We start from the raw sequence: 20,816 nt of genomic DNA on the forward strand, positions 1-20,816 counted from the left end.
GTGTCCCGGGCCTTGCTGCGGCCCCTCTCTCCCCGTTCCTGGTCGACCCAGAGCGATTTTCGTCGCCCGCCGTCGCGATTCTCGCGACGGCGCTCAGCGTCCCCGCAGGATGGCGTTCATCCCGGCCGGATCGAGCGGTCCGTCGGTCGCCGGCTTGGGCTGCGGTGCCGGCACGGATGCGGGCGCGACCGGCTTGGCCCCCGGATCGGCGGCGGCGACCGGGCGCCCCTGGGCCGCCGCGATCCGCGCGAGCGTCGGGCTCCGGCCCAGGATGGCGGAGAGCCGGGTCGCGCTGTTGAAGCTCGTCGGATCCTTCGGATCGAGGCCGCCCTCCTTGTGGAGCGCGATGCCGGCCACGGAGGCGTCGAACATCAGCGACCCGGACGAGCCGCCGAGCGTGTCGCAGCGGTGGCGCAGGTCCGGGCCCTCCGCTTGGTCCTTCACGGCGAAGCAGCGGAAGCGGCTCATCACCTTCGGACGTCCGAGGGGATGGTGGATGACCAGCATCGAGCGGTTGGCCGTGACCGGCTCGCCCGAGAGCCGCGCGGCGCCGTAAGTCGCCGTCGGATTGCCCGCCACGCGGGCGAGGGCGAAGTCGAGGAGGGCATCGAACTCGACGGGTTTCGGGTCGATCTCGAAGCGGCGGGAGCCGTTCCCGTCGAGAGTCAGGTAATCCATCAGGATCGACGCCTTGACCGGGCGCAGGTCGCCCGACTGCGGCAGGCAATGATGGTTGGTCAGCACGTAGTCGCCGGTCAGGAGCGTCCCCGTGCAGGAGGCACCGACCTGCTGCCCGGTGCGGCCGTTCTGGAGCACGATGTCGACGCGCCCGATCGGCCGGGCGAGGGCCGCGAGGCCGTCCTTCGGGTCGAGCTCGCTCACGGGCTCGAAGGCACCCTTGTTCTGGTCGACATAGGCGGCCGCGTCGCCGGTCGTCTGGCGCAGGGGCAGCTGCGCCCGGCCGTAATCGGCGGGATCGAAGCCGACGCTCTGCGCCCGCGCGGCATCGCCGCGGCCGAGCACGATCAGCGCGCAGGCCGTTCCCAGAAGGAGAGGGCCTCTCCGGCGCATCGCGATCATCCTCTCCCTCCTCTCGGTCCGCGGATCGGGCCCGCGCTCGCGGGCTCGATCGACAGCATTCGCAACACGCCGGATTCTCATCAGCGCGCCAGGGTGTGGACCAGGCGGCCGGCAACCGCGCCGGTTCCGGCTTCCGGAACGGCCTGGACCGTGTAGACGAGGTTCTGCCGCGCGCCCTCGCGCAGGAAATAGCCGAGCGCGCCGTCCGCCAGCCGGACGGCCGGGAGGGCGGCGTCGCGCAGTTCCGGCCCGACCTGCACGCGCAGGCCCGGCTCCGCTCCGATGGCGAGCCCGCACAGGTCCGGCGTGAGGCGGCTCGCGGCCAGGTGATCGCCCGACTCCGCCGGTACCGGGCGCCGCTCGGGCGGGTCGGCTCCGAAGGCGACGCGGCGGCAGGAGGACCCCGCCGGGGCGCGCAGCTCGGAGACGTGGATCGGCGACGCGATTCGGACTTCGATGCTGGGGGGAGGGGTGGCGGGACCGGCCGGCGCGTCGGGGCGCGGCTCACTGACGGGATCGGGCCGCGTGGCCCCGAGAGCGAGCACACCGGCGAGGCCGGCCGCCGCGACGGTGCCGGCCGGCAATGCGAGACGCCACCATCGCCGCGCCGGCGGCGTCTCGGCCCTCTCCGGAGGCCGCGGCGCCGTCAATGCGGCCAAGGCTGCGGGCACGCTGTGCGACGGCAAGATCCGCACGTTCCGGTCCATGCCGCGGAAGACGGCCTCGGCCTGCGCGCGCTCCGGCCCGTCCGGCAGGAGGACCGCCAGCGCGGCGTTCGGAGCCTCGGCGATCGTCGCGGCGGAGCGCTCGATCTTGTCGAGGAGCGCGTAGTCGCCGGGCAGCACCGCGAGGTCGAGATCGACCGCGCCGGTCGCCCAGAGGATGAGGTCGGCCTCCTCCGGTGCCGCGGCGAGCGGGTGGCCGCCATCGGCAAGGCCGTGCGCCAGGCAGACCGGAACCTCCCAGGAGCGTCCGGCATCGAAGGAGCCCGACAGCCGCAGCTCGTGGGGCTCCGGAGTCCGGCCCGTCCACCGGGCGAGCGGGCCGGCGGCCCCGCAGAGCCGGGCGTAATCGGCCGACCACGGCAGCGGGCGATAATCGCCGTCCGCGAAGGCGGCCGGGGCCGGAAGGCCGGGGCGCGGCCTGAGCCCGCGCAGCACCAGCGGTCCGCGGGTCGTGGGCACCACGACGAGGATGGCCGGACGCGTCATGCGCGGGCCGGTCTCCCGGACGGGCCGAGACCGGCCTGCCGGCTCGTCCGACGGCTCGTCAAAGCAGGAACACCGCGCAGGCCGGGTCGCGGAGCATCCGGCCCATGAGGGCCGCGCCCGGCACGGTCGGGTCGAGGGCGAGCACCGCCGCGCCCTCGATCGCCGGACCGAGGTCGAGCCGGACCGTCTCGTCGCCGAGCCACGCCTCGATCACCCGCGGCATCTGCCCCGACTCGCCGCGCAGGACGAGGAGCGGAGGCGCGCCGTCCGCGGCCTCGAGGATCTCCAGCGCGAAGGCGCCGACCCGGCGCCGGAGAATCGCGCCGTCCGAGGCGGCCGCGGCGAGCGGCGCGTGGGCGAGCGCCAGGGCGCCGAGCATTGTCCGGTAGCGCCGGGCCGTCGCGGGGTCGCCGCGGATCGCCCGCACCGTCGCGAGGTCGACCGGGCCGTCGGGCGCACGGGTCGCGTGGGCCCAGAGCCCCGCGTGGTCCGGCCGGGCGGTCGTCGCCGCATCGCGCACGAGGGCGCGGGCCGCGTGGATCTCGGCGAGGAGCCGTGCCGCGTCGCTCACGCCGCGGCCTCCCCGGCATAGGCCGCCGCGAACGCGACCGCGAAGATGTCCCGATCCGCCGGGAACAGCGCGTCCAGCGGCCGGTGCCGGGCGAGTCCGTCGAGCGACCGCTCCAGGTCGGCCGCCGCCTCGGCGAGGCGCAGCAGCGCCGGCTCGGCGGCGGCGAACCCGGCCGAGAGCCCCTCCCGATCGTCGAATCCGGCGCGGCGGACGCGGCGCAGGTCGGCCTCGGCGGCCTCCAGCGCGGACCTCACCGCCGCGGGCAGCGCGTCGCGATCGGCGATCCGGAGGGCCGCCGCGATGCGCAGCATCCGGCCGAGATGGGCCGCGAGCAGTCCCGCGCGCGTCCGGAGTTCGGCGTAGCTCTCGGCCTCCAGGCAGGTCGCCCGCTCGGCGATGGCGGCGCCGCCGCCGCCGCGGCGCAGGCGGTTGGCGATGCCCGACTGGACACGGCCGAAGCTCACGGCGCGGAGCGTCGTCAGCGGGCGGGTCCGGTGGTAGGGCTCGAGGCGCAGGAAGTCGGCCAGGTCCTCGCGCTCGGCGCCGGTGAGGATCTTCGGGCCCTCCGGCCAGTCCGCCAGCAGGGTCGCCAGCGCCGCGGCGGGTTCGGCGGTCTCGAGATCGCCCAGGGCCGCGTCCAGCCGCTCCTCCCAGCCCGCGTGGGCGTCGAGGGCGGCGGGCTCCGAGAGGGCGTCGAGGCCTTCGAGGAGGTGGCCGGCCGCCTCGAAGGTCACGAAGTGCTCCGCGACGGTGCGGAAGCCCGGCCGCTCGCCTGTCGCCATCTCGGCGCGCCAGAAATCGAGGATGTCGTCGTCCGCGACGGACCGGCGGCCGCCCAGGAAGGCCAGGAGTGCCCGGAAGCGCCGCTCCAGCGGCGCCAGCGGCAGGTGGGCGTTCCGGTAGGCGGCGAGATGCCGGGCTAGCCGCTTGGTCAGGATCGCCGCGCTTTCCGCGTCGGGCGCGGCGGCGAGCTCGTCGAGCCAGCCCGCGACGGTCGCGAACTGGGCCAGGTCCTCCGCGGTGAGCACGAACTCGGCCAGCGCGAGGAGCCGGGCGAGCCCGGCCCAGCCGGTGGACCAGGCGGTGCCGAGCACGGGGCCGCGGTCGTCGACGGCCGGGCCGCCGCCGAAGTGGGCCGCGAGGGCGGCCGGTCGCGCGAGGCCGGGGTCCAGGGCGAGGGTGATGAGATCGCGCCCGTCGCGGGCCCCGGCCGCCTCGGCCAGCGCGGCGAGGGCGTGGGCGAGGTCCCACAGGGGCTTATCGCGGTTCGGGCGCACGGCACCCGTGACCACGCGGGCGAGCCAGGCACGGTCGGCGCGGGAGAGATCGCGGCCGTCGCCGACATTGGCGAGGTCGGCCGCGCAGCGCTCATCGTATCCGCCCGTCATGCGCCTCCCGGTCGCGGGCTGCCACGCAACCCCTTGTGATCGTTCGATTCGCCTTATGGTTACCTCGCGACCGGCCATCCGTCGACCTCCGGCGGCCATCCGGGCGCCACCCGTCTGCTCTGGGCGGCCCAGACGCGGTTCTGATCCCGTCGCGCTCTGGCTCAGCGCACCACGACGCGCGCGGCGGCCTCGGTGACCCCGGGCGTGGCCCGGATCCGGTCGAGGAGGTCCAGCACGTCCGGGGGCTGCAGGAGACGCGCCTCGCCGTCGGCGCCCGGCGCCGCCGCCAGCCACCGCGCGGCGAGCTCCGGCGGCAGGCCGCCCGGCACGCCGAAGCAGGCGAACAGGTTCTCGAAGGGCTCCCCCGCGACGATCTCGTCGAGGCCGTAGCCCCGCGGATAGCGCCGCGAGTCTCCCGGCTTGAGGGCCAGCTGCGAGGCCGGGTTGTCGCGCACCGGCAGGGCGACGAAGGCGGTCTCGTCGGCCGCGACCACCCAGCAGTACAGGTTCTGCGCGACGCGGGACTCGATGCGCATCTCCAGGCGTTGACCGGCCGCGAACGGCGTGGCGGCGGCCGCCACCGAGAGGCGGCCGGCATCCGTGCGCGCGGTGGCGGCGAGGTGGTCCAGGAACGGCCGCGGGACGGGATCGCAGCCGAGCCCCTCCGTCGCGATCCGGCGTCGCCCCGTCGGGGCCAGGACGGCGCCGTCGCGCTGGAACTCGACCTCCATCCAGGATTGCCGGTCGTGGTCCGTGCGGAAGCGGCCGCGCGCGGTGACGGTGCCGGCGCAGGCGGTGCCGGGCGGCCGGCGGCGCACGTCGAGGCGCGCGCCGCGGAGCACCCGATTGGCCGAGCGGGCCTCCGCGTCGAGGGCGATGACGAGGCGGTCCGTGAGGGCGCCGGCGCAGGTGGAATGGCCGCCTTCCGCCACGAACGGGCAGACCTCGACGGCGCCGGCATTCGGTGCGGCCTGCGCGAACGCCTTCACCGCACCGTCCATGACCGCGTCGACGTCGGCGACGCCGGCGCCGACATGGATCGGCACGACCAGAGGGTCGCTCGTCGCCTTGCAGGCGGCGCTCTGCGTCACGGCCTGGAGCCGGACGGAGGCGGTCTCGCCGGCTCGGCGGGGCTCGACCAGGAACACGGCCGCGTCCCCCGCGAAGGCGGACCGGATCTGCGCCTCGGCCTCCGCGCCCGAGAGGCCCGTCGTGCCCTCGCGCAGGGCCTTGATCCGCACGACGTCGGCCGCCGCCGCCAGCCTGACCCGGCCGGTCGCCTGGAGCCGCGTCTCGACGGCGAGGCGCACTTCCTCGGACTGCTCGCGCGACAGGGCCGTCTGGCCGGGCTCGACGCCGACGACCGCGAGCGTCAGGTCCGGCCGGCCGGCGCAGGCCGCCACCGCGTCGAGGAACGGTGCCAGCGCCTGCGTCGCGGGGTCGGCGCGCGCCGCCGCCGGGGCGAGCAGCAGCGCGGCGAGGAGGAGGCGCCTCATTCGGTCTCGTTCGCCCGGGCGTACTGATCGAGGGCGCGGACGAAGACCGGATTGAACCGCCCGTCCAGGGCACCGGTGTAGTAATCCGCGTCCTTGATGGCGCGCTGCACCGAGCGGATCGTCTCGGGCTTGAGCTTCTGAGCGGCGGTGTCGGTCGCCGAGACGGAGGCGGCGCCGAGTTCCCCGTGCTTCAGCGCGCGCAGGACCATGTCGGCCGAGCGCACGCCGGGGAAATACCGCCCGAAGCCGTTGTCGATCAGCGTCGCCATCGTGGCCATCGCCACCGGGTCGCCCCGGTCCGCCGCCTGCCGGAAGAGGTCGAAGCCCTGCCTCAGGTCCTTCGGGAAGCCGTAGGCGCCCGTCGCGTAGTGCGGCACGAGCTTGCTGATCGACGCGACGTCGCCCCCGGCCACGGCGCGGCGATACAGGGCGACCGCCTGCGCCTCGTCCTTCGGGATGCCGTTGCCGTACTCAAGCATCCGGGCGGCGTTCGCCAGCGCCACGACGTTCCCGCCTTCGCCCGCCTGCCGGTAGAGGCGGAACGCCTCGGCCTGCTGGCGCTTCACGCCCTGGCCGTTCTCGTAGAGGGCGGCGAGATTGTTCAGCGCCGAGATGCTCCCGGCCTTGGCGGCGCGGTCGTAGGCGGCGAAGGCCTCCTTGTAGCGGTCGGCCCGGTCGTAGGCGCGGCCGAGCTGGTAGGAGAGCCGGCGCAGGTCCGGATAGGCGGCCGCGGCCCCGCGGCAGGCGTCGATCGCGGCGGCGGGCTCGATCCGGCCGAGCTTCACGCCCGCGACCCCGCTCGGACGGTCGGGATCGTCCGTGCCGGCGGCGAGCTCGTCGCAGCGCTTGACGCGCGGATCGGCGCTCGGGTTCTTGCCGCCGAGATAGCCCTCGGCGAGGCTGCGATAGGCGCAGATCTCGCCGCAGGAATCGAGATAGGCCTGATATTGCCGCTGGGTCCCGAACTTGGCCCAGTTCTCCTGGTCGATCGCCGCCGCGTCCCGACGCCGCCCGGCCAGGAGCCTGTCCATGGCCTGAGGCCGGTACAGGCAGGTCTCGCCGCAGGTGCCGATATAGGCCTCGAAGCCCTCCCGGGTGCCGAGCGCTTCGGCCCGCCGCCAGGCCGCCTCGTCCCGGATGGCCTCGACCCCCTTCGCGACGGCCGCCACCGGCAGGGAGGCCTTGAGCACGATCGGGGCCTCGTCGATCTCGGGTACCTGCTCGCGGCCCGACGCGCGGCGGGCCGCGTCCTCCACCTCGCGGCGGAGGTAGCGCTTCAGCTCCGTCCACTGCACGAGCCCGTCGCCGTCGCCCTGATGGTCGCGCGCGTCGGCGAGGCCCGACACGCCCATCAGGAACCGGCTGGTCAGCAGGCCGAGCTTGTTCGCCTCGTCCCAGTTGGCCGGTGTCGCGCCCGATGTCGCCACCAGCCGGACGATGCCGCCCTCCGTCTTCGGCCGGGCGGGGGCGAAGCCGGGCGCGGACACCGCCAGCAGGCTCTCGCCCTTGCGGCCGGTCTCGCCGGTGAAGCAGGCATCGACCATCACGACGAGCTGGTGGTCGGCGCCGATCTTGCGCTTCACGAGCTCGAGGTTGCGGTACAGGGTCTCCAGCGCGTACCCGCTCTCGCCCTGGTTCGGGTTGCCGTCCTCGGGCAGCAGGAACGGCTGCTTGGTGGCGAGATCCGGGACGCCGTGGCCGGAATAGTACACGAAGACGTTCGAGCGGCCCTCGCGCACGCTGCGCCAGAGGCGGCCGGATTGCGGGTTCCGCTCGGTGCCGAAGACCTGGTTGAACTCGTTGAGGGTCGCGTCCTTCAGGAGGAAGACGTTGCTCTCGCGGTAGCCCAGGCGCTCGATCAGGTAGGCGCGGATCGCCTCGGCATCGTTGTGCGCGTAGTCGACAGGCACGGTCTGCTTGTAGCTGCGGTTCCCGATCACAACCGCCACGGCGTCGGCATTGTCGGCGAAGGCTGCCGGATCCGGGGCAGCCCTGGCCGGCGCGAGCGGGGCGAGGCAGGTCATCCCGAGCAGGATGATCGCGGTGCGGGCGGCCCGCCGCAGCGCGGATACCGGGTTGGCTCTCGGCAAGCGCGTCCTCCTGTCCGGGTCGCGGCCCGGTTTCATCGTCCTCGGAGCGGGGCGCGCCCGGTCGGCACGCGCGACAGGGGTATCCGTTGGAGGATCGGGAAACAATCTCACGGTGTGAGCGCGGCCGGTCGAGGCGGGCTCCGCGACGATGCGGATGACATCGGGGGCCAGGTGCCGGTGCGGGGAGCGGGCATCTCAGCCCCAGCCGAGATACGCGACGATCAGGCTGAGGGCGGCGAGGTGGAGCGGCGAGAGGGCGGTCAGCATGGTCTCGCTCCTCACGGCAGGTAGAGACCGCGGCCGCAGCGGCGCGCGCGCCGCGCCTCGAAGTAGCCGGTGTAGCGATTGTAGACCTCGACCGTGCGGTAGACGCAGTAACGGCCGGAGTTGCGGCCGTTGTAATAGACGCCGCCGTTGTCGAGATCGACGCCGAGGAACTCTTGGTTCCCGTGCTGCGGCGCGGCCTCCTGGGCGAGGGCGGGACCCGCGGCGCAGAGAAGGCTGGCGGTGAGGACGAGGATCTTGGTCTTGGTCATCTCGGGTCTCCCTGATCTGGCGGTGGATCGTCCGCCTCGACAGGGGCATGGGCCGGCCAGACGCAGTTTCGTGCGGACGGCGCGGCGTGCCGCGAAAAATTTCTTCCGGCAGGCGCGGCCGAAATGGCGTCGGTCGTCCGGTAACCGCCCGACGGCGGCGATGCCCCTCGCCATTGACGGCAGGGTCACCCCGATCAGCCTTGACCCACAGGACCGTCGGCGCGCTCCGATCGAGAGCGACGCGGGCACTGCGTTCGGCCCAGAACACGCGACGCGACGGCGTCGAATGCTCATCATCCGCCGCAAGCCATCCCGGCTTACTGAACCGGTAACACTATTTCTCACGATTCGTTGACCCGGGATCGGAGAGGGGTCAATACAGTGTCCACTGATCACTGAGAGCCTATGCGATGGACGACGAATACTGTTAGGTGCTTCTCTTCATCTGAGAGGTGTTCATGAAATCTCTCGTGGTGGCACCGGCTGCGCGCGTGGCGGACCGGATCGTGCTCCCGACCGCCTGAGGGTGGACAGTCTCTCGCCGCCGAACGCCCGAATCCGGTCCACCACGCCTGCGCAACCGTGCGCGGACTGCAGAGCTGTTCTCGACGCCGATGCGGATCGCGCGCGGTGTCGACTCGGAAACGACATCTCCCGGGGCCGACATGTGCCAGGTGTTTCAGCATCCTCCGCGCTCAGCTTGCCTGACCGTCCGTCCTCAGGCCCCTCACACCCGATCGGTCTCGGCTCTCCTCGGCGTCGGGATCGTGAGCGCGGCCTTGCTCGGCCCGGTGATGTCGGCGCGGGCCGACGATGGGCCGAGCTACGGCGATGACCGACGCGGCATCTTCCTGCCCTTCCTCAACGCGCCGCGACCCGGCGACGCCATCACGAAGTCCCCGCGCCTCGGCCTGTCGTTCGGCGGCGAGCCTCGTCCGGTGCTCGTTGATACCGGTTCGACCGGCATCGTGGTCTCAGCCGCTCGGATTCCCGACAACGAGAGCCTGCCGAGCGAGCCCGGACGGCTGACCTACTCGAGTTCCGGCCGGATCATGGTCGGACGCTGGGTGCGCGTCCCGGTTTCCATCGTCGGCCGCGATGGAGCGAGCGTGGTCACGCAGCCCATCCGGGTCCTCGCCGTCGACCGGATCGACTGCACCGCGCGCGCCCGCAGCTGCACGCCCGAGGTGGCGCCGGCCCACGTGGCGATGATGGGGATCGGTTTCGGCCGCGAGGACGACAGCCAGACGCAGAGCACGCCGGACACCAATCCGCTCCTCAACGCGGAGCCGCCGGGACCCGGTTCGGTGCACCGCGGCTACGTGCTGACCCGACGCGGCGTGCATGTCGGCTTGACGCGCGCCAACACGCGCGGCCGCTACCGCTTCGTGAAGCTCGACCCGCACCCGCACGTGCCGGGCGACTGGCTCGGCGTTCCCGTCTGCATCACCGTCGACGCCCGTGAGCCCGCCGCCTGCGGCCGAGCGCTCCTCGATACCGGTGTCACCGGCATGTTCCTGACGCTGCCGCCGTCCCAGGTCGCCGACAGCCTCCGGGCCGATGCGGGCGATCACGCCGTGCTCCGCCCGGGAACGCGTCTCGGCTTCCAGTTCGGCGACGCGGCCGGCTACGCGATCGATGTCGGCGACCGAGCCGCGCCGCTCGCTCCCGAACGCATCGTCCTCAACACGATGCGCCCGCAGCCCTTCGTCAACACGGGGCTGCACGTCCTGAACGGCTTCGACGTCCTCTACGACGCCGACCGCGGCTATTACGGCTTCCGGGCCCGCGACGCGCAGCCGGCGTCCGACGACCCGTGATCTGCGCATCGGCCGCCGTGTCGTCCGCCCTCTCCCGCACCGAGTCCGCCATGCTGCGCAACGCCTTTCTCGCTGCCGTGATCCTCGTCCCGACCGCCGGATACGCTGCGGAGGTCGATTGCGGCGCCTCCGCGAACCAGATGGACGCCAACACCTGCACGGCCCAGGAATTCGACCGGGCCGATGCGGAGCTGAACCGCCGCTACGCGACCCTGCGCAGCAAGCTCGACGAGAACGGCCGACGCAATCTGGTCGCCGCCGAGCGCGCCTGGATCGCCTTCCGCGATTCCGAGTGCAACCTGCGGACAGGCTTCAACACGCTGACGCCCGACGACAACGGAAGCATCGCCCCGATGCTCCTGGGCGCGTGCAAGATCACGCTGACGCGCCAGCGGATCCAGGACCTGGCAGCCCAGATCAAGTGCCCGGGCGGCGACCTGTCGTGCTCGCCCTGACTGCCTCCCGTCTTTCCCAACAACCCGCCTGAGCGAGCTGCCATGATCATCGTCACGACCGAGAACATTCCGAACTACCACGTGCGCGAGGTCCGCGGCCCCTGCTTCGGCGCCGTGGTGCACAGCCGCGGTGCGGTGGGCAATTTCACCGCCGGACTGCGCAGCATCATGGGCGGCGAGATCAGCGAGTACAGCCAGCTGATCGAGCAGGCGCGGTCGCAGGCGATCGACCGCATGGCGCAGAACGCGGCGCAACTCGGCGCCAACGCCGTCGTCATGATGCGTTTCGATACCGCGGACACCGACCAGTCGATGATGGGCGTCGTCGCCTACGGCACCGCCGTGGTCGTCGAGGCACGCTGAGGTCGCGGCCCGGGCCGCGTTCCGCTCCGACCCGCCGTCACCCGCCGCGCGCAGGACCCCGCAGCCGGGTCGATGCGACGCGCGAACCGGATCCCAAAGCCATGAGTCACAAGCGCCCACGCCTGCTGCAGGCCTCGGCCCCCGTCCTTGCCGGGCTGCTCGCCTGCCTCGCCGTGCCGACGACCGCCGGAGCCGACCAGCCGTCCGCGAAACTGTGTCTGACCGAGACCTCCACGCCGGGCACGACGGCGTGCATGACCCGCGCCCTGCAGGAGGCCGACGCGAAGCTCAACGCGGCCTACAGGAAGGCGATGTCGGTGATCGATCACGACGAACGCACGCCGGACCCCGACGCCAGGGCGCTCTGGAAGACGCGGCTCGAGCGGGCGCAGCGGGCCTGGATCGCCTTCCGGGACGCGGATTGCGGCGACCTGACCGACAGCGAGTGGGCCAACGGGAGCGGCGCGAACGCGGCGCTGCCCGCCTGCCTCTACGACAAGACCGTCCAGAGGACGGACGACCTGCTGAGCCGCTACCCGCTGCATTGAGAAGCGGCGCGGCATCGTCAACAGCTCGTCGCGATCCGGTGGACACTTCGGTTCCGCCGGAAGCTCCTGCGGCCCCGATGCAGTCCTCGTCCGCCTGCGGACGGGCGGCCGTCCGGCGCCCGATCTCACCCCGCTTCGATGGGACCGGGAGGACGCGGCGCCGGCGGCTCGGCCGGCGGGTCCCCGTCGGGCGGTGCGGGCTCTGGCAGCGGATCGTCGATGGGAGGCAGCGGGTCGTCCCCGGGACGCGGCGTATCCGACGACATGGTGCGGTGTCCTGTCCGAATCTTCGGGCGGTCGGGGACGTAACGCGCGTCGGTCCGGTCGGATGCGGCCTCGTCAGCCGAAGGTCAGCGCCGACCGTTCCCGGAGCGCCTTGCGCAGCGCCCGGCTGAGGTCGGCCACCGAGTAGGGCTTGTGAAGGAGCTCGAAGCCGTCGGTGCCCTCCGACGCCAGCACGTGGCTGTAGCCGGAGGTGAGGACGACGGGCAGGTAGGGACGACGGCGCCTGATCTCCCGGGCCAGATCGACACCGTTCATGCCCGGCATCACCACGTCGGAGAAGACGATCTCGATCTCCTGGCCGCTCGCCTCGATCGTGGCGATGGCCGCCTGCGCGTCCTTCACCCAGACAGCCCTGTAGCCGAGTTCCACGAGGGCTTGCCGGGCGAAGGCGCCGACCTCCTCGTTGTCCTCCACCACGAGGACGGGCGTGCCGTGACCCTCGGCGAGCGGCTCCGGCTCGTCCGGCACGCCCTCCTGGACCTCCGCCTGGTGGGACCGCGGCAGGAACAGCGTGAAGGTGGTCCCGACGCCGACGACGCTGTCGACCGCGACGTCACCGCCCGACTGCTTGGCGAAGCCGAACACCTGGCTGAGGCCGAGGCCGGTGCCGTGGCCGACGCCCTTCGTCGTGAAGAACGGCTCGAAGATGCGTTCGAGGAGGTCCGCTTCGATGCCCGAGCCGGTATCCGAAACCGACACGGCCACGAAATCGCCGGGCACGGCCGGATGCGCCCGCAGCGCCGGGATGCGGTCCGCACGCCGCACCTTGATCACGAGGCGGCCCTCGCCCTGCATGGCATCGCGGGCGTTCACAACGAGGTTGACGAGGGCCGTGTCGAACTGGCTGGGGTCGGCATCGACGTGGCAGCGCAGCCTGCGGCCGTCCGCGTCCGTGCCGGCATCTGTGTCGGTCGCGACGTGGATGCGCGCGCCGGTCAATGTGCCGACCATGTCGGCGATGGCGGCCACCGACTGCACCACGTCGAAGATCGACGGTCGGAGTGCCTGCCGGCGCGCGAAGGCCAGCAACTGGCTGGTCAATCTGGCGGCGCGGTCGACCGTGTCGGCGATGGCGTCGACGTAGCGGCCCCGCCGATCCTCGCTGAGGCCCGGTCGCTTCAACAGATCGGTCGACGACTTGATGACGGTCAGCAGGTTGTTGAAGTCGTGCGCCACGCCGCCGGTGAGCTGCCCGACGGCCTCCATCTTCTGCGACTGACGCAGCTGCTCCTCGAGGGCGCGGCGCTCCGTGACGTCGCGCCCTGTCGCGTGGAACCGGTCCCCGCGCGCGATGGCGTTCCAGGCGATCCAACGGTACGCGCCGTCGGCGGTCCGGAACCGGACGTCGAGGTCCGACAGCGTGTGGCCGGTCCGCAGCGTCTCGAACGCGCTGGCCGCGGTCTCGCCGTCGTCCGGATGGATCAGGGTATCGATGCGGATGCCGACCAAGCTGCCGGCCGGCCACCCGAGCAGCTCCGTCCAGGCCGGGTTGACCGCCTGGCAGGTTCCGTCGAGGGCGCAGACCACGAGAAGATCGCGGCTCGTCCGCCAGACCAGGTCATGCTCGATCTTCCGGTCGCGCGTCCGGGCCTCCCGCCGCTCCTCGTCCGCCTGCCGGGCCGCCGGATCCTCGAGAAGGATCGCGACGCGGTACTGCGTCCCGCTACCGGTCCGCATCGCGCGGACATCGAGGATGGGCCCCGTTCGCGACAGGGCTCCCTTGAACCGGGCGCTGTGCCCGGATCGCGCCACGTCACCGAGGGTGTCGAACCAGCGTCGGGCGTGGTCCGGCTCGAGCGCGCTCATCCAGCGTCCCGCCGCGGCGCCGAGGCCGGACTGATCCTCGAAGGCGGCGTTGGTCTCCACCACGCGGTAATCCGCGGCCCTGCCATCCCCGTCGAAGCGCAGCTCGACGATGCAGAAGCCCACCGCGTCGTCCGCCCCGGCATGCCGCGGCGCGATGGTCCGCTCGACAGCCTGCGCCTCGCGCTGCCGGAAGCGGGTGAGGTCGAGCTGACTGCCGAAGAAGAACAGCAACTCGCCGAGCGGTCCGAAGACGGGGCTGATGTAGAGTTCGTTGACGAAGGTGCTGCCGTCGCGCCGATAGTTCAGCAGCTCGACCACCACGTCGCGCCGCGCGGCGATGGCATCGCGGATGCGGGCGACATCGGCCGGATCCGTCGCGGGCCCCTGGAGGAAGCGACAATTGCGCCCGATCAGCTCCCCCGCCGAGTAGCCGGAGAGTTCCAGGAAGGCGCGGTTGGCGAAGACGATCGGGTTGTCGGGCAGGTTCGGATCGGTGACGATCATCGCCATCCGAGTCTTGTCGGCGGCGGTGAACAGAAGATCGGAGCGGGCGGTGCCGACTCCGGCCAGAGTGGTTGTCGGGGCGGTGACCGGGGCCTGTGACGCGCGCAGGCGCGCGTTCTCCTCAACCAGCGCGCGCTCGCGCCGACGCAGCCGCTCGACCTCCCCCCGAAGATCTTCGATGCTCATGGCCCGGTCTTATCCGGAGCCGCCGCCGCGTCCAACCGCAACCGGCACGCGGATGCGAGAAGGGGGTGTGGCCTCTGGTCCCGACAGTGCCGGCGTCGGCCACCGGGCGTTCGGATCCTGCGATGCCGGAAGGGGGCGGGTCCGCCGGTTCCTGACCCGCGATGACCGGCGCTGCGTCCACGGGAATCCGGGGGACAGCGGCGGGCTGCGGGCGGACGTGCCGCCGGGACCGGTCTCTCGCGTTCCGGCCGGATCAGGCCTCGGGACCCCGCGAACGCGAACGGCCGGAGTTCGACTCCGGCCGCTCGGTCGACGCGGTGCGTGTCGCTTACCGCAGGAGCTGGAGGACGCCCTGCTGGGCGGAGTTGGCCAGCGACAGGGCCGAGATGCCCATCGACTGGCGGGTCGACAGCGCCTGCGAGTTGGCCGCCTCCTGGTTTAGGTCGGCGTTCGTCAGGTTGGCCGAGCCCGTCTGCAGCACGTTGATCAGCTGCTTGGAGAAGTCCTGGCGGTTCTGAACCACCGACAGGTTCGAGCCCAGCGTGCTCGCCGCGGAGTTCAGGGCCGCGCCGGCCGTGGTCAGGACCGCCAGGGTCTTGTTGACATCGGCGTTCAGCAGGAAGTTGCCGAGGCCGTTCTGGCTGGTCGAGCTGTTCGAGTTGGTGATCGACGACAGGCCCAGGCCGCTGGAGGTCGCGTCGACCGAGGCGACGTTCAGGTTCGAGCTGCCGGTGTCGTTGAACTTGATGTTCATGTCATTGCCCTTGCCGGCAATGAGGTTGACGCCGTTGTAGCTGGCGTCGCTGGCGAGCTGCGTAATCTGGTTGAGCAGGTTGTTGTACTGATTGGCCAGCGAGGCGCGCTGCGTCACGCCCGAGATCGACAGGTCGCTGGACACGACGGTGCTGGCGGCGGTGCCGTAGGTCGAGGCGGTGGTGGCCGAGGCGGTGAAGCCGAGCGCCGTCTGGCTGCCGGAGTTCTGGAATTCCACGTCCGCCTGGGCGTTCAGGACGATCTTGGTGCCGGTGCTGTCGACCGAGAAGATCGCGCCGGCGCCGAAGGCGCCGCTCGACGAGGTCGAGGCCGAGCTGACCGCGGCGTTGAGGGCGGCGACCGTCGCGTTGACGCTCGAGGAGGCGGCGACCGTGGCCGAGACCGAGCTGCCGTTGATGGTCAGGAGCACCGTCTGGGAGGCGGTGCTGGCGCTGTAGGCGTTGGCGGCGGTGCCGGTGGTGGAGAGCTGGGTCGAGAGCGCCTGGTTGGCGATCGACTTGGCCTGGTCCACGAGCTTCTGGATCGAGGTGATGCCCTGGTTGGCGGCCTGGATCGACTGGATGCCGTTGGAGATGCCGTCGAGGAGCGAGTTCAGGCTCGAGGAGCGTCCGTCGAGGGCCTGGGAGGTGAAGAAGTTGGTCGGGTTGTCGAGGGCGGAGTTGACGGTCTTGCCGGTCGCGAGCCGGTTCTGGGTGGTCGCCATCAGCTGGGCGGTGTCCTGCAGCGAGAGCAGGTTCTGGCGCGTCGCGGCCGACAGGGTGATGGAGGACATGGATCGCTATCTTTCCAACCGGAGCAACCCGATTCTCGGGGATGACTAAGAATACCGGTTAGGGTTAAGTCCGGATTAAGCGCGCGAGTATTTTCGCCGCGCCGGTAGCGTTACCGGAAAGTTTACGGCCCGCGCGCGCAAGCCAGTCCCGGACGGCATCGATCAGGGGCGTCCCGACCAGGAGGTCATTGGAGACTTGAAGCGGCGGGAGTCCATCCCGTCCGGCGCGGGCGGATCAGGCGATCCGGCTGCCGCCTCGCGGCGCGACGAATTCTCAGTCCAGCGCGTAGCCGAGCATCCCTTCGGACACGTGACCCTCACAGTCCGGGACGGTCGACACGAAATGATCGCGGCCTCCGGCGATGCAACGGTAGATCAGGTGGCTCCCCGGCCTCTGCGCCTCGTAGACGTAGCCGGTCTGCCCGAGCGGTGTCTGGCCCTCGCATCGCGGGTCGCGGCTGAGGAAGTGGTCCTGTCCTGCCGCGCAGCTCATCAGCATCGCGGTCCCGGGCGCCGGGAGCGTCAACACGGTACCGAGGCTGCGCTCGATCGTGTAGCCCGGCCCGATATAGCCGGTCGTCACCCAGTGGCCGCCGGGCCCGAAGGCGCGCCGCAGGGGAAGGCGGTCGGCGCCCTTCGGCCGCCGCGCCTCGGCGATCCGCCACGTGCCGGGATAGGGGTCACCCCCTGAGAAGAAGACCGTGATGTCCGGCAGGAACGGCGTCAGGAACCCCGCCCCGTCGCGCTGGAAGCCGGGACTGTGGTTCAGGTAGAAGCCCGTGACGTCGGAGTTCAGGTAGCCCAGGGGTGTCCACGCCGCCGGCGCCCCGCTCAGCACCGCCTTCAGGGGCATCCTGAACAGCCCCATCTGGTAGGTTTCCCGGTCGGGATTGCGCCCCGGATCCTTGCAGGCCACCTGCTGGCACACGCGGCCCGGCAACCCGGTGATGACGTAGACCTCGCCGGTCTTGGGATCGTAGGCGAAATCCGAGTTCGGGTTGATGGTCGAGCCGTCGGTCGTGGCGTTGGGGACTCGCGCAGGCGCCCCGAAATGCACACCGTCGGCCGTGTGCCGGACGTAGAGGTCCCCGAAGCCCGGCACCCCCTGCGGCCCGGTGAGATCCGTGGTGAAGACGAACAGGCCGGACCGACCGTCCGAGAAGGTCGCCGGCTGGCCGGTGCCGTAATTGCCCTGCGCGACGACCGGGTTGATCGGCTTGATGACCGGTTCCGGGTAGTCGACCCACGTCACCTTATCGTTCGAGAAGGCGAGGCCGGTCTGGTTGTTGTTCCCGGGCAGGTTGTCGGCGCCCGAATAGTACATCGCGTAGGCGTAGGTCTGCCCGTCCGCCGGGTTGACGAAGCGGCCCCGGATCACGCTGGGATCACAGACGTACTGCCGGTTCCAGGAGTTGGGCGTCGGCTGGAACACGATCCGCGCCGGCGAGAAGCCGGTCTGCGGCGTGTAGGAACGATGGAAGATGACGTCCGTCTTGCCCTGACCGCACCACCAGATGTCGGTGGTCCCGTTCTCGGTGATGACGCTCGGCGCGTAGTTGTAGCCGGCCGGATTGGCCTCGTTGACGAACAGCGGTTGCGCCTCCGGCCCCTTCCAGCCGGCCTCGCCCGCGACCGGGACGGCGAGCACCGCCAGGAGCATCCCGACGCGAGCGCCCTTCCGCGCAACGAGAGCCGGCAGCGTCCTCAATCCCATCGCTCCCACCGGTCCGCTCCTGACTCCGTGATGCCGAGACATTCCGGCGGCGTGCTGACGACCGGAATGTGGCCGTCTGATATCCGGCGGCTCGGACCGGCGGCTCCGATCGTGTCCCGACGCGTCTCCCGCGGACGCGATCACGCGCCCTGCGCGGGCGGGACCGCGCGGCGGCAGACCGGCCGCAGGGCGCGGTCGAGCAGCGATTGCCGCCCGAGGATCATCTCGAAGAAATCGTACTCCCCCGGCCTGAAATTGGCTTTCAGGAACTGGAAGTGCATGTGGAAAGGCTTGAGGCGCAGGCGCTTGTAGTCGTCCTCGGGTATCCTGTCCTTGACCCCGGCGGAACGGATGAGCGGGTTGCAGGCCAGGAAGGCGGGTCGTCCGAATCCGAGATCGAAGATCGGATTGAAGCCGTAGCAGTTGAGCCAATCCTGGGGGGCCTGGTAGTCGCACCAGACGATGCGGTCGCTGAAGACGAGGGTGGCGATGTCGTCGCGCAGCGCGCGGGCCTCGTGCTGGAGCGCCACGAAGGGCAGCCCCGAGCCGAGCGTGACGAGCGACAGGCGCGGATGCCCTCGATCGTCGGTCCCGAGGCGCGCGAGGACCTGCGCGGCGACCTCGACCGCCATGGCTGCGCCGAGGGAATGGCCGACGATCATGACCTCGTCGGGCGCGTCCGCGGGGTTCGCGCGCCAGTGGGCCAGTTCGGCCAGGACACGGTCCCGGAAGGCCGCGACCCGGTCCGCGTAATCCGGCCGCCGACCGGTCGCGTGCTGCCAGAAGAAGATCCGGATGCTCAGGATGTGCCAGAAGAACAGGCGCCCGAGCGCCTTCTTGGCGCCGTACAGGAGCGCGAGCGCCGCGGCCGCGAGAAGCAGCGCCACGCCGACCGTTTCCGTCGGCGCCGACGGGCTCAACGTAGCGTAGATCGCGGTGCCGACCGCGATCAGGAGCGCCGGGGCCACGAAGGCGACGAAGAACGGGAAGGCCGTCAGCACCGTGTAGGGCCATCCGAACCGGGACGTCTTGAAGACCAACCCCTGTGCGAGCCCCGCCGCGACGCTCCGCGCCAGCAGAGCCAGCTTGCGCGACACGGGACGCGCGAGATCCGCATGGACGATATCGCTCCAGATCAGGGTCTCGCAGCGGACCGCCGCACCGTCGCCGTCGGCGGGCGCGTCGACGGTCCAGCTCCGGGTCAGACCATCCGGATCGGTCCGGATCTCCGAGACCGCGCGCGGCATCGCCCCGAACCGGGTCGCGTGACGGTGAAGCTCCCGCTTGAAGAAGGCGGGGAAGCGGATGCCGCTGCGGGCGTCGAATCCGTGAATGAAAAAGACATGTCGCCGCGCCACTGGTGCCGGATGAAGGTCTCTCAACTTGAAGGGCGTGAACGATAAGTAGCCGCGGACCATGTGATCGATCGAGGACGAGAGCACGAGAGGGATTCGTGGCGGTCGACGGCGCCCGCAGGGGCGGCTCCATTGCACCATCGCGGAGGGCTCCACAACAGCGCACCGGCGAATCTGGTTCCGCCACCGGCCAGCATTCATGATCCGGGCGGCATTCCCGGCACTGTCGCCCGGCAACACCGGCGGCGCCGAAAATCCGTTTCGCGCTCGGGAGGGACTGGACTTGGGAAAACTGAGCCTCCTACGGTGCGGGACGCGGGGGCGGTGTTCAAGATTCGTATGGGTTTGTCAGAGGCCGTGAGGGCGCTCCGCAGCGGCGCCCTCCGCCGTCACAGGATCGGCCATATCCAGGCCGTCTTCGACGCTGCGCCGAGCGGCTGCGTGGTGCTCGCCGGCGACTCGCACGCGGCTCACATGCCGCGGCCGGTCGTTTCCCGTCCCGTGCTGAATGCCGGGCTCGCGGGTGCGACGGCCCGCTCCTACCGCCGGGCCCTCGATCTGCTGCGTGCGCCCCTGCCGGCCTTCCTGGCGGTCCTGTTCGTCGGGACCAACGACATCCGCTCGCCGTCGGCGCTCGGGCGATCGGCGACGGTCGATTTCTCCGACCACGCGGATCGCATCGTCGACCGCTTCCAGGCCTTCGCCCTCGACACGCTGGTCTCGGCGCTGCCGCCCACGCCGGCCTCGAGGGTTACCGAGCGCGATCCCGCCGCGGTCGAGGTCTATTCCGATCTCCTCCGCGCCGTCTGCGCACGCCGGGGGGTCTCGTTCTTCGACCCGTTCGCGGCGCTGCGCGGAGCGCGCTTCGGTCTCGCCGAGGACGAGGCCTTCGTCGAAGGGACGCATCTGCGGGATTACGCGGCCGTCGCCGCGCGCGTCGCCGGCCAGATCCGCGACCGGTACGGTCTCGATCATTATCTGGAGCGCCCGCTCCCGGGCTTCGATGAGGCCTATTACAGGAGCTGGTACGCCGACACGTGCCAGTATCCCCACGGTCCGGCGCGACACTACCTCGATCTCGGCTGGCGCGAGGGCCGTGACCCGAGCGGGCATTTCAGCACCGACGGGTATCTCGACGCGAACCCGGATGTTCGCGTGGCCGGCGTCAACCCGCTCGTCCACTTCCTGGAGGTCGGCTTCGCTCAGGGACGGACCGGCTGGCAGAAGGCGCGCACGCATCCCACGCGCTATCGCGGCGTCGACCCGGACACCTGAGGGCAGCGCCGCGGGCCGGCAGCGCGCACGCCATCGTGACCGCCGCCGCCGCGAAGCTGACGCAGGACGGTGTACGCATGTGATCATGCGCCTCCTCCTCGCCGTCCCACTCCTCGTCCTCATCGCCACCGGAGCGTCGGCCGGAGAGCCGCTCCTCGACGGACCCGTCGTCGCCGGCGGCTTCGGGATGGGCGGGTCGGACTATTACGGCGACGTTCACAGCCGGATGCCGTTCACCGGCGAGGCACCGCCGCGACCGGTCGGGATGGCCGACATCGTGCGCGTCCGGGCAGCCCGCGCGCGCGCCGCGACCGCGTCCCGGCGACAGGCGCCGCACCGGCCGGCGCATCGCGGCTGAGTGTCTCCGGCCTCCGCCGATCCGGACCAGCCGGACAAGGAGAGTGCGGTCCGAACGATCGGGCCGTAGCCGTAGGAGGACGGTCGGAGCGGCGGATCAGTTCCGGTATCGTTCGGCCAGGGCCATGAGGGCCTGGGCGAGCTCGGTGAGGTTGGCGGAGGCGGCCTCGACCTGCCGGGTGCCGGCCGCGGTCTGCTGGCTGGCCTGGCGGATGTTCTGCAATGCCCCC

Annotated in this window: 17 protein-coding genes; 6 read left to right on the forward strand and 11 right to left on the reverse strand. The window is 71.6% G+C overall.

Going from position 1 to position 20,816, the window contains the following annotated elements:
• Positions 1-93 precede the first annotated feature (93 nt).
• The 7 genes from ACLBX8_RS15305 to ACLBX8_RS15335 form a co-directional block, all read right to left on the reverse strand.
• Positions 94-1,080: a trypsin-like serine peptidase gene (locus ACLBX8_RS15305; protein ID WP_447698823.1), complete on the reverse strand. Its 987-nt coding sequence runs from the start codon at positions 1,078-1,080 to the stop codon at positions 94-96.
• Between the two features lie 80 nt (positions 1,081-1,160).
• The gene (locus ACLBX8_RS15310; protein ID WP_447698822.1) at positions 1,161-2,291 is read right to left on the reverse strand and encodes a hypothetical protein; all 1,131 of its coding nucleotides are present in this window, start codon (positions 2,289-2,291) and stop codon (positions 1,161-1,163) included.
• A gap of 58 nt (positions 2,292-2,349) precedes the next feature.
• Positions 2,350-2,862, reverse strand: a complete 513-nt coding sequence (locus ACLBX8_RS15315) for a hypothetical protein (RefSeq protein WP_447698821.1) — start codon at positions 2,860-2,862, stop codon at positions 2,350-2,352.
• A complete protein-coding gene (locus ACLBX8_RS15320) occupies positions 2,859-4,250 on the reverse strand; it encodes a hypothetical protein (protein WP_447698820.1) in 1,392 nt (463 codons plus the stop codon). The genes ACLBX8_RS15315 and ACLBX8_RS15320 overlap by 4 nt, the downstream gene beginning before the upstream one ends.
• A gap of 161 nt (positions 4,251-4,411) precedes the next feature.
• Positions 4,412-5,746 carry a hypothetical protein gene (locus ACLBX8_RS15325; RefSeq protein ID WP_447683336.1) on the reverse strand — a complete coding sequence of 445 codons (1,335 nt, stop codon included), beginning with the start codon at positions 5,744-5,746 and terminating at the stop codon, positions 4,412-4,414.
• Complete coding sequence (locus tag ACLBX8_RS15330) at positions 5,743-7,836, reverse strand: caspase family protein (protein ID WP_447698818.1); 2,094 nt, start codon at positions 7,834-7,836, stop codon at positions 5,743-5,745. The genes ACLBX8_RS15325 and ACLBX8_RS15330 overlap by 4 nt, the downstream gene beginning before the upstream one ends.
• A gap of 278 nt (positions 7,837-8,114) precedes the next feature.
• Positions 8,115-8,372: a hypothetical protein gene (locus ACLBX8_RS15335; protein ID WP_132366510.1), complete on the reverse strand. Its 258-nt coding sequence runs from the start codon at positions 8,370-8,372 to the stop codon at positions 8,115-8,117.
• Between the two features lie 767 nt (positions 8,373-9,139).
• Here ACLBX8_RS15335 and ACLBX8_RS15340 point away from each other — a divergent pair.
• The 4 genes from ACLBX8_RS15340 (at position 9,140) to ACLBX8_RS15355 (ending at position 11,558) form a co-directional block, all read left to right on the forward strand.
• Positions 9,140-10,192, forward strand: coding sequence for a hypothetical protein (locus ACLBX8_RS15340; protein ID WP_447698817.1), 1,053 nt, complete (start codon positions 9,140-9,142; stop codon positions 10,190-10,192).
• 50 nt (positions 10,193-10,242) lie between these two features.
• Positions 10,243-10,647: a lysozyme inhibitor LprI family protein gene (locus tag ACLBX8_RS15345; RefSeq protein ID WP_447698816.1), complete on the forward strand. Its 405-nt coding sequence runs from the start codon at positions 10,243-10,245 to the stop codon at positions 10,645-10,647.
• A 42-nt stretch (positions 10,648-10,689) separates the two neighbouring features.
• Entirely contained in the window at positions 10,690-11,010 is a 321-nt protein-coding gene (locus ACLBX8_RS15350) for a YbjQ family protein (RefSeq protein ID WP_020094546.1), read from the forward strand.
• Between the two features lie 101 nt (positions 11,011-11,111).
• The gene (locus tag ACLBX8_RS15355) at positions 11,112-11,558 is read left to right on the forward strand and encodes a lysozyme inhibitor LprI family protein (protein WP_447698815.1); all 447 of its coding nucleotides are present in this window, start codon (positions 11,112-11,114) and stop codon (positions 11,556-11,558) included.
• 339 nt (positions 11,559-11,897) lie between these two features.
• Here the strand turns inward: ACLBX8_RS15355 and ACLBX8_RS15360 are convergent, their stop codons facing one another.
• The 4 genes from ACLBX8_RS15360 to ACLBX8_RS15375 all read right to left on the reverse strand — a co-directional run bounded on the left by ACLBX8_RS15360 (position 11,898) and on the right by ACLBX8_RS15375 (position 18,846).
• Positions 11,898-14,339, reverse strand: a complete 2,442-nt coding sequence (locus ACLBX8_RS15360; RefSeq protein ID WP_447698814.1) for a PAS domain S-box protein — start codon at positions 14,337-14,339, stop codon at positions 11,898-11,900.
• A 328-nt stretch (positions 14,340-14,667) separates the two neighbouring features.
• Complete coding sequence (locus tag ACLBX8_RS15365) at positions 14,668-15,885, reverse strand: flagellin N-terminal helical domain-containing protein (RefSeq protein ID WP_447698813.1); 1,218 nt, start codon at positions 15,883-15,885, stop codon at positions 14,668-14,670.
• A 274-nt stretch (positions 15,886-16,159) separates the two neighbouring features.
• Positions 16,160-17,599, reverse strand: coding sequence for a hypothetical protein (locus tag ACLBX8_RS15370; RefSeq protein WP_447698812.1), 1,440 nt, complete (start codon positions 17,597-17,599; stop codon positions 16,160-16,162).
• Positions 17,600-17,739: 140 nt separating this feature from the next.
• Positions 17,740-18,846 (reverse strand): lipase family protein, encoded by a 1,107-nt coding sequence (locus tag ACLBX8_RS15375; RefSeq protein WP_447698811.1) that lies wholly within the window; start codon positions 18,844-18,846, stop codon positions 17,740-17,742.
• 465 nt (positions 18,847-19,311) lie between these two features.
• Here ACLBX8_RS15375 and ACLBX8_RS15380 point away from each other — a divergent pair, with 465 nt between their 5' ends.
• Entirely contained in the window at positions 19,312-20,229 is a 918-nt protein-coding gene (locus tag ACLBX8_RS15380; RefSeq protein WP_447715450.1) for an SGNH/GDSL hydrolase family protein, read from the forward strand.
• 85 nt (positions 20,230-20,314) lie between these two features.
• Positions 20,315-20,587, forward strand: coding sequence for a hypothetical protein (locus ACLBX8_RS15385; RefSeq protein ID WP_042672101.1), 273 nt, complete (start codon positions 20,315-20,317; stop codon positions 20,585-20,587).
• The last annotated feature ends 229 nt before the right edge of the window (positions 20,588-20,816 follow it).

The sequence above is a fragment of the Methylobacterium sp. D48H genome, assembly GCF_053345715.1.

Excerpts from the sequence above, each read along its gene's own strand:
- ACLBX8_RS15360 (WP_447698814.1), bottom strand. The coding sequence starts at position 14,339 with ATGAGCATCGAAGATCTTCGGGGGGAGGTCGAGCGGCTGCGTCGGCGC.
- ACLBX8_RS15355 (WP_447698815.1), top strand. The coding sequence starts at position 11,112 with ATGAGTCACAAGCGCCCACGCCTGCTGCAGGCCTCGGCCCCCGTCCTT.
- ACLBX8_RS15385 (WP_042672101.1), top strand. The coding sequence starts at position 20,315 with ATGCGCCTCCTCCTCGCCGTCCCACTCCTCGTCCTCATCGCCACCGGA.
- ACLBX8_RS15345 (WP_447698816.1), top strand. The coding sequence starts at position 10,243 with ATGCTGCGCAACGCCTTTCTCGCTGCCGTGATCCTCGTCCCGACCGCC.
- ACLBX8_RS15365 (WP_447698813.1), bottom strand. The coding sequence starts at position 15,885 with ATGTCCTCCATCACCCTGTCGGCCGCGACGCGCCAGAACCTGCTCTCG.
- ACLBX8_RS15375 (WP_447698811.1), bottom strand. The coding sequence starts at position 18,846 with ATGCCGCGCGCGGTCTCGGAGATCCGGACCGATCCGGATGGTCTGACC.
- ACLBX8_RS15335 (WP_132366510.1), bottom strand. The coding sequence starts at position 8,372 with ATGACCAAGACCAAGATCCTCGTCCTCACCGCCAGCCTTCTCTGCGCC.
- ACLBX8_RS15370 (WP_447698812.1), bottom strand. The coding sequence starts at position 17,599 with ATGGGATTGAGGACGCTGCCGGCTCTCGTTGCGCGGAAGGGCGCTCGC.
- ACLBX8_RS15325 (WP_447683336.1), bottom strand. The coding sequence starts at position 5,746 with ATGAGGCGCCTCCTCCTCGCCGCGCTGCTGCTCGCCCCGGCGGCGGCG.
- ACLBX8_RS15320 (WP_447698820.1), bottom strand. The coding sequence starts at position 4,250 with ATGACGGGCGGATACGATGAGCGCTGCGCGGCCGACCTCGCCAATGTC.
- ACLBX8_RS15310 (WP_447698822.1), bottom strand. The coding sequence starts at position 2,291 with ATGACGCGTCCGGCCATCCTCGTCGTGGTGCCCACGACCCGCGGACCG.
- ACLBX8_RS15350 (WP_020094546.1), top strand. The coding sequence starts at position 10,690 with ATGATCATCGTCACGACCGAGAACATTCCGAACTACCACGTGCGCGAG.
- ACLBX8_RS15305 (WP_447698823.1), bottom strand. The coding sequence starts at position 1,080 with ATGATCGCGATGCGCCGGAGAGGCCCTCTCCTTCTGGGAACGGCCTGC.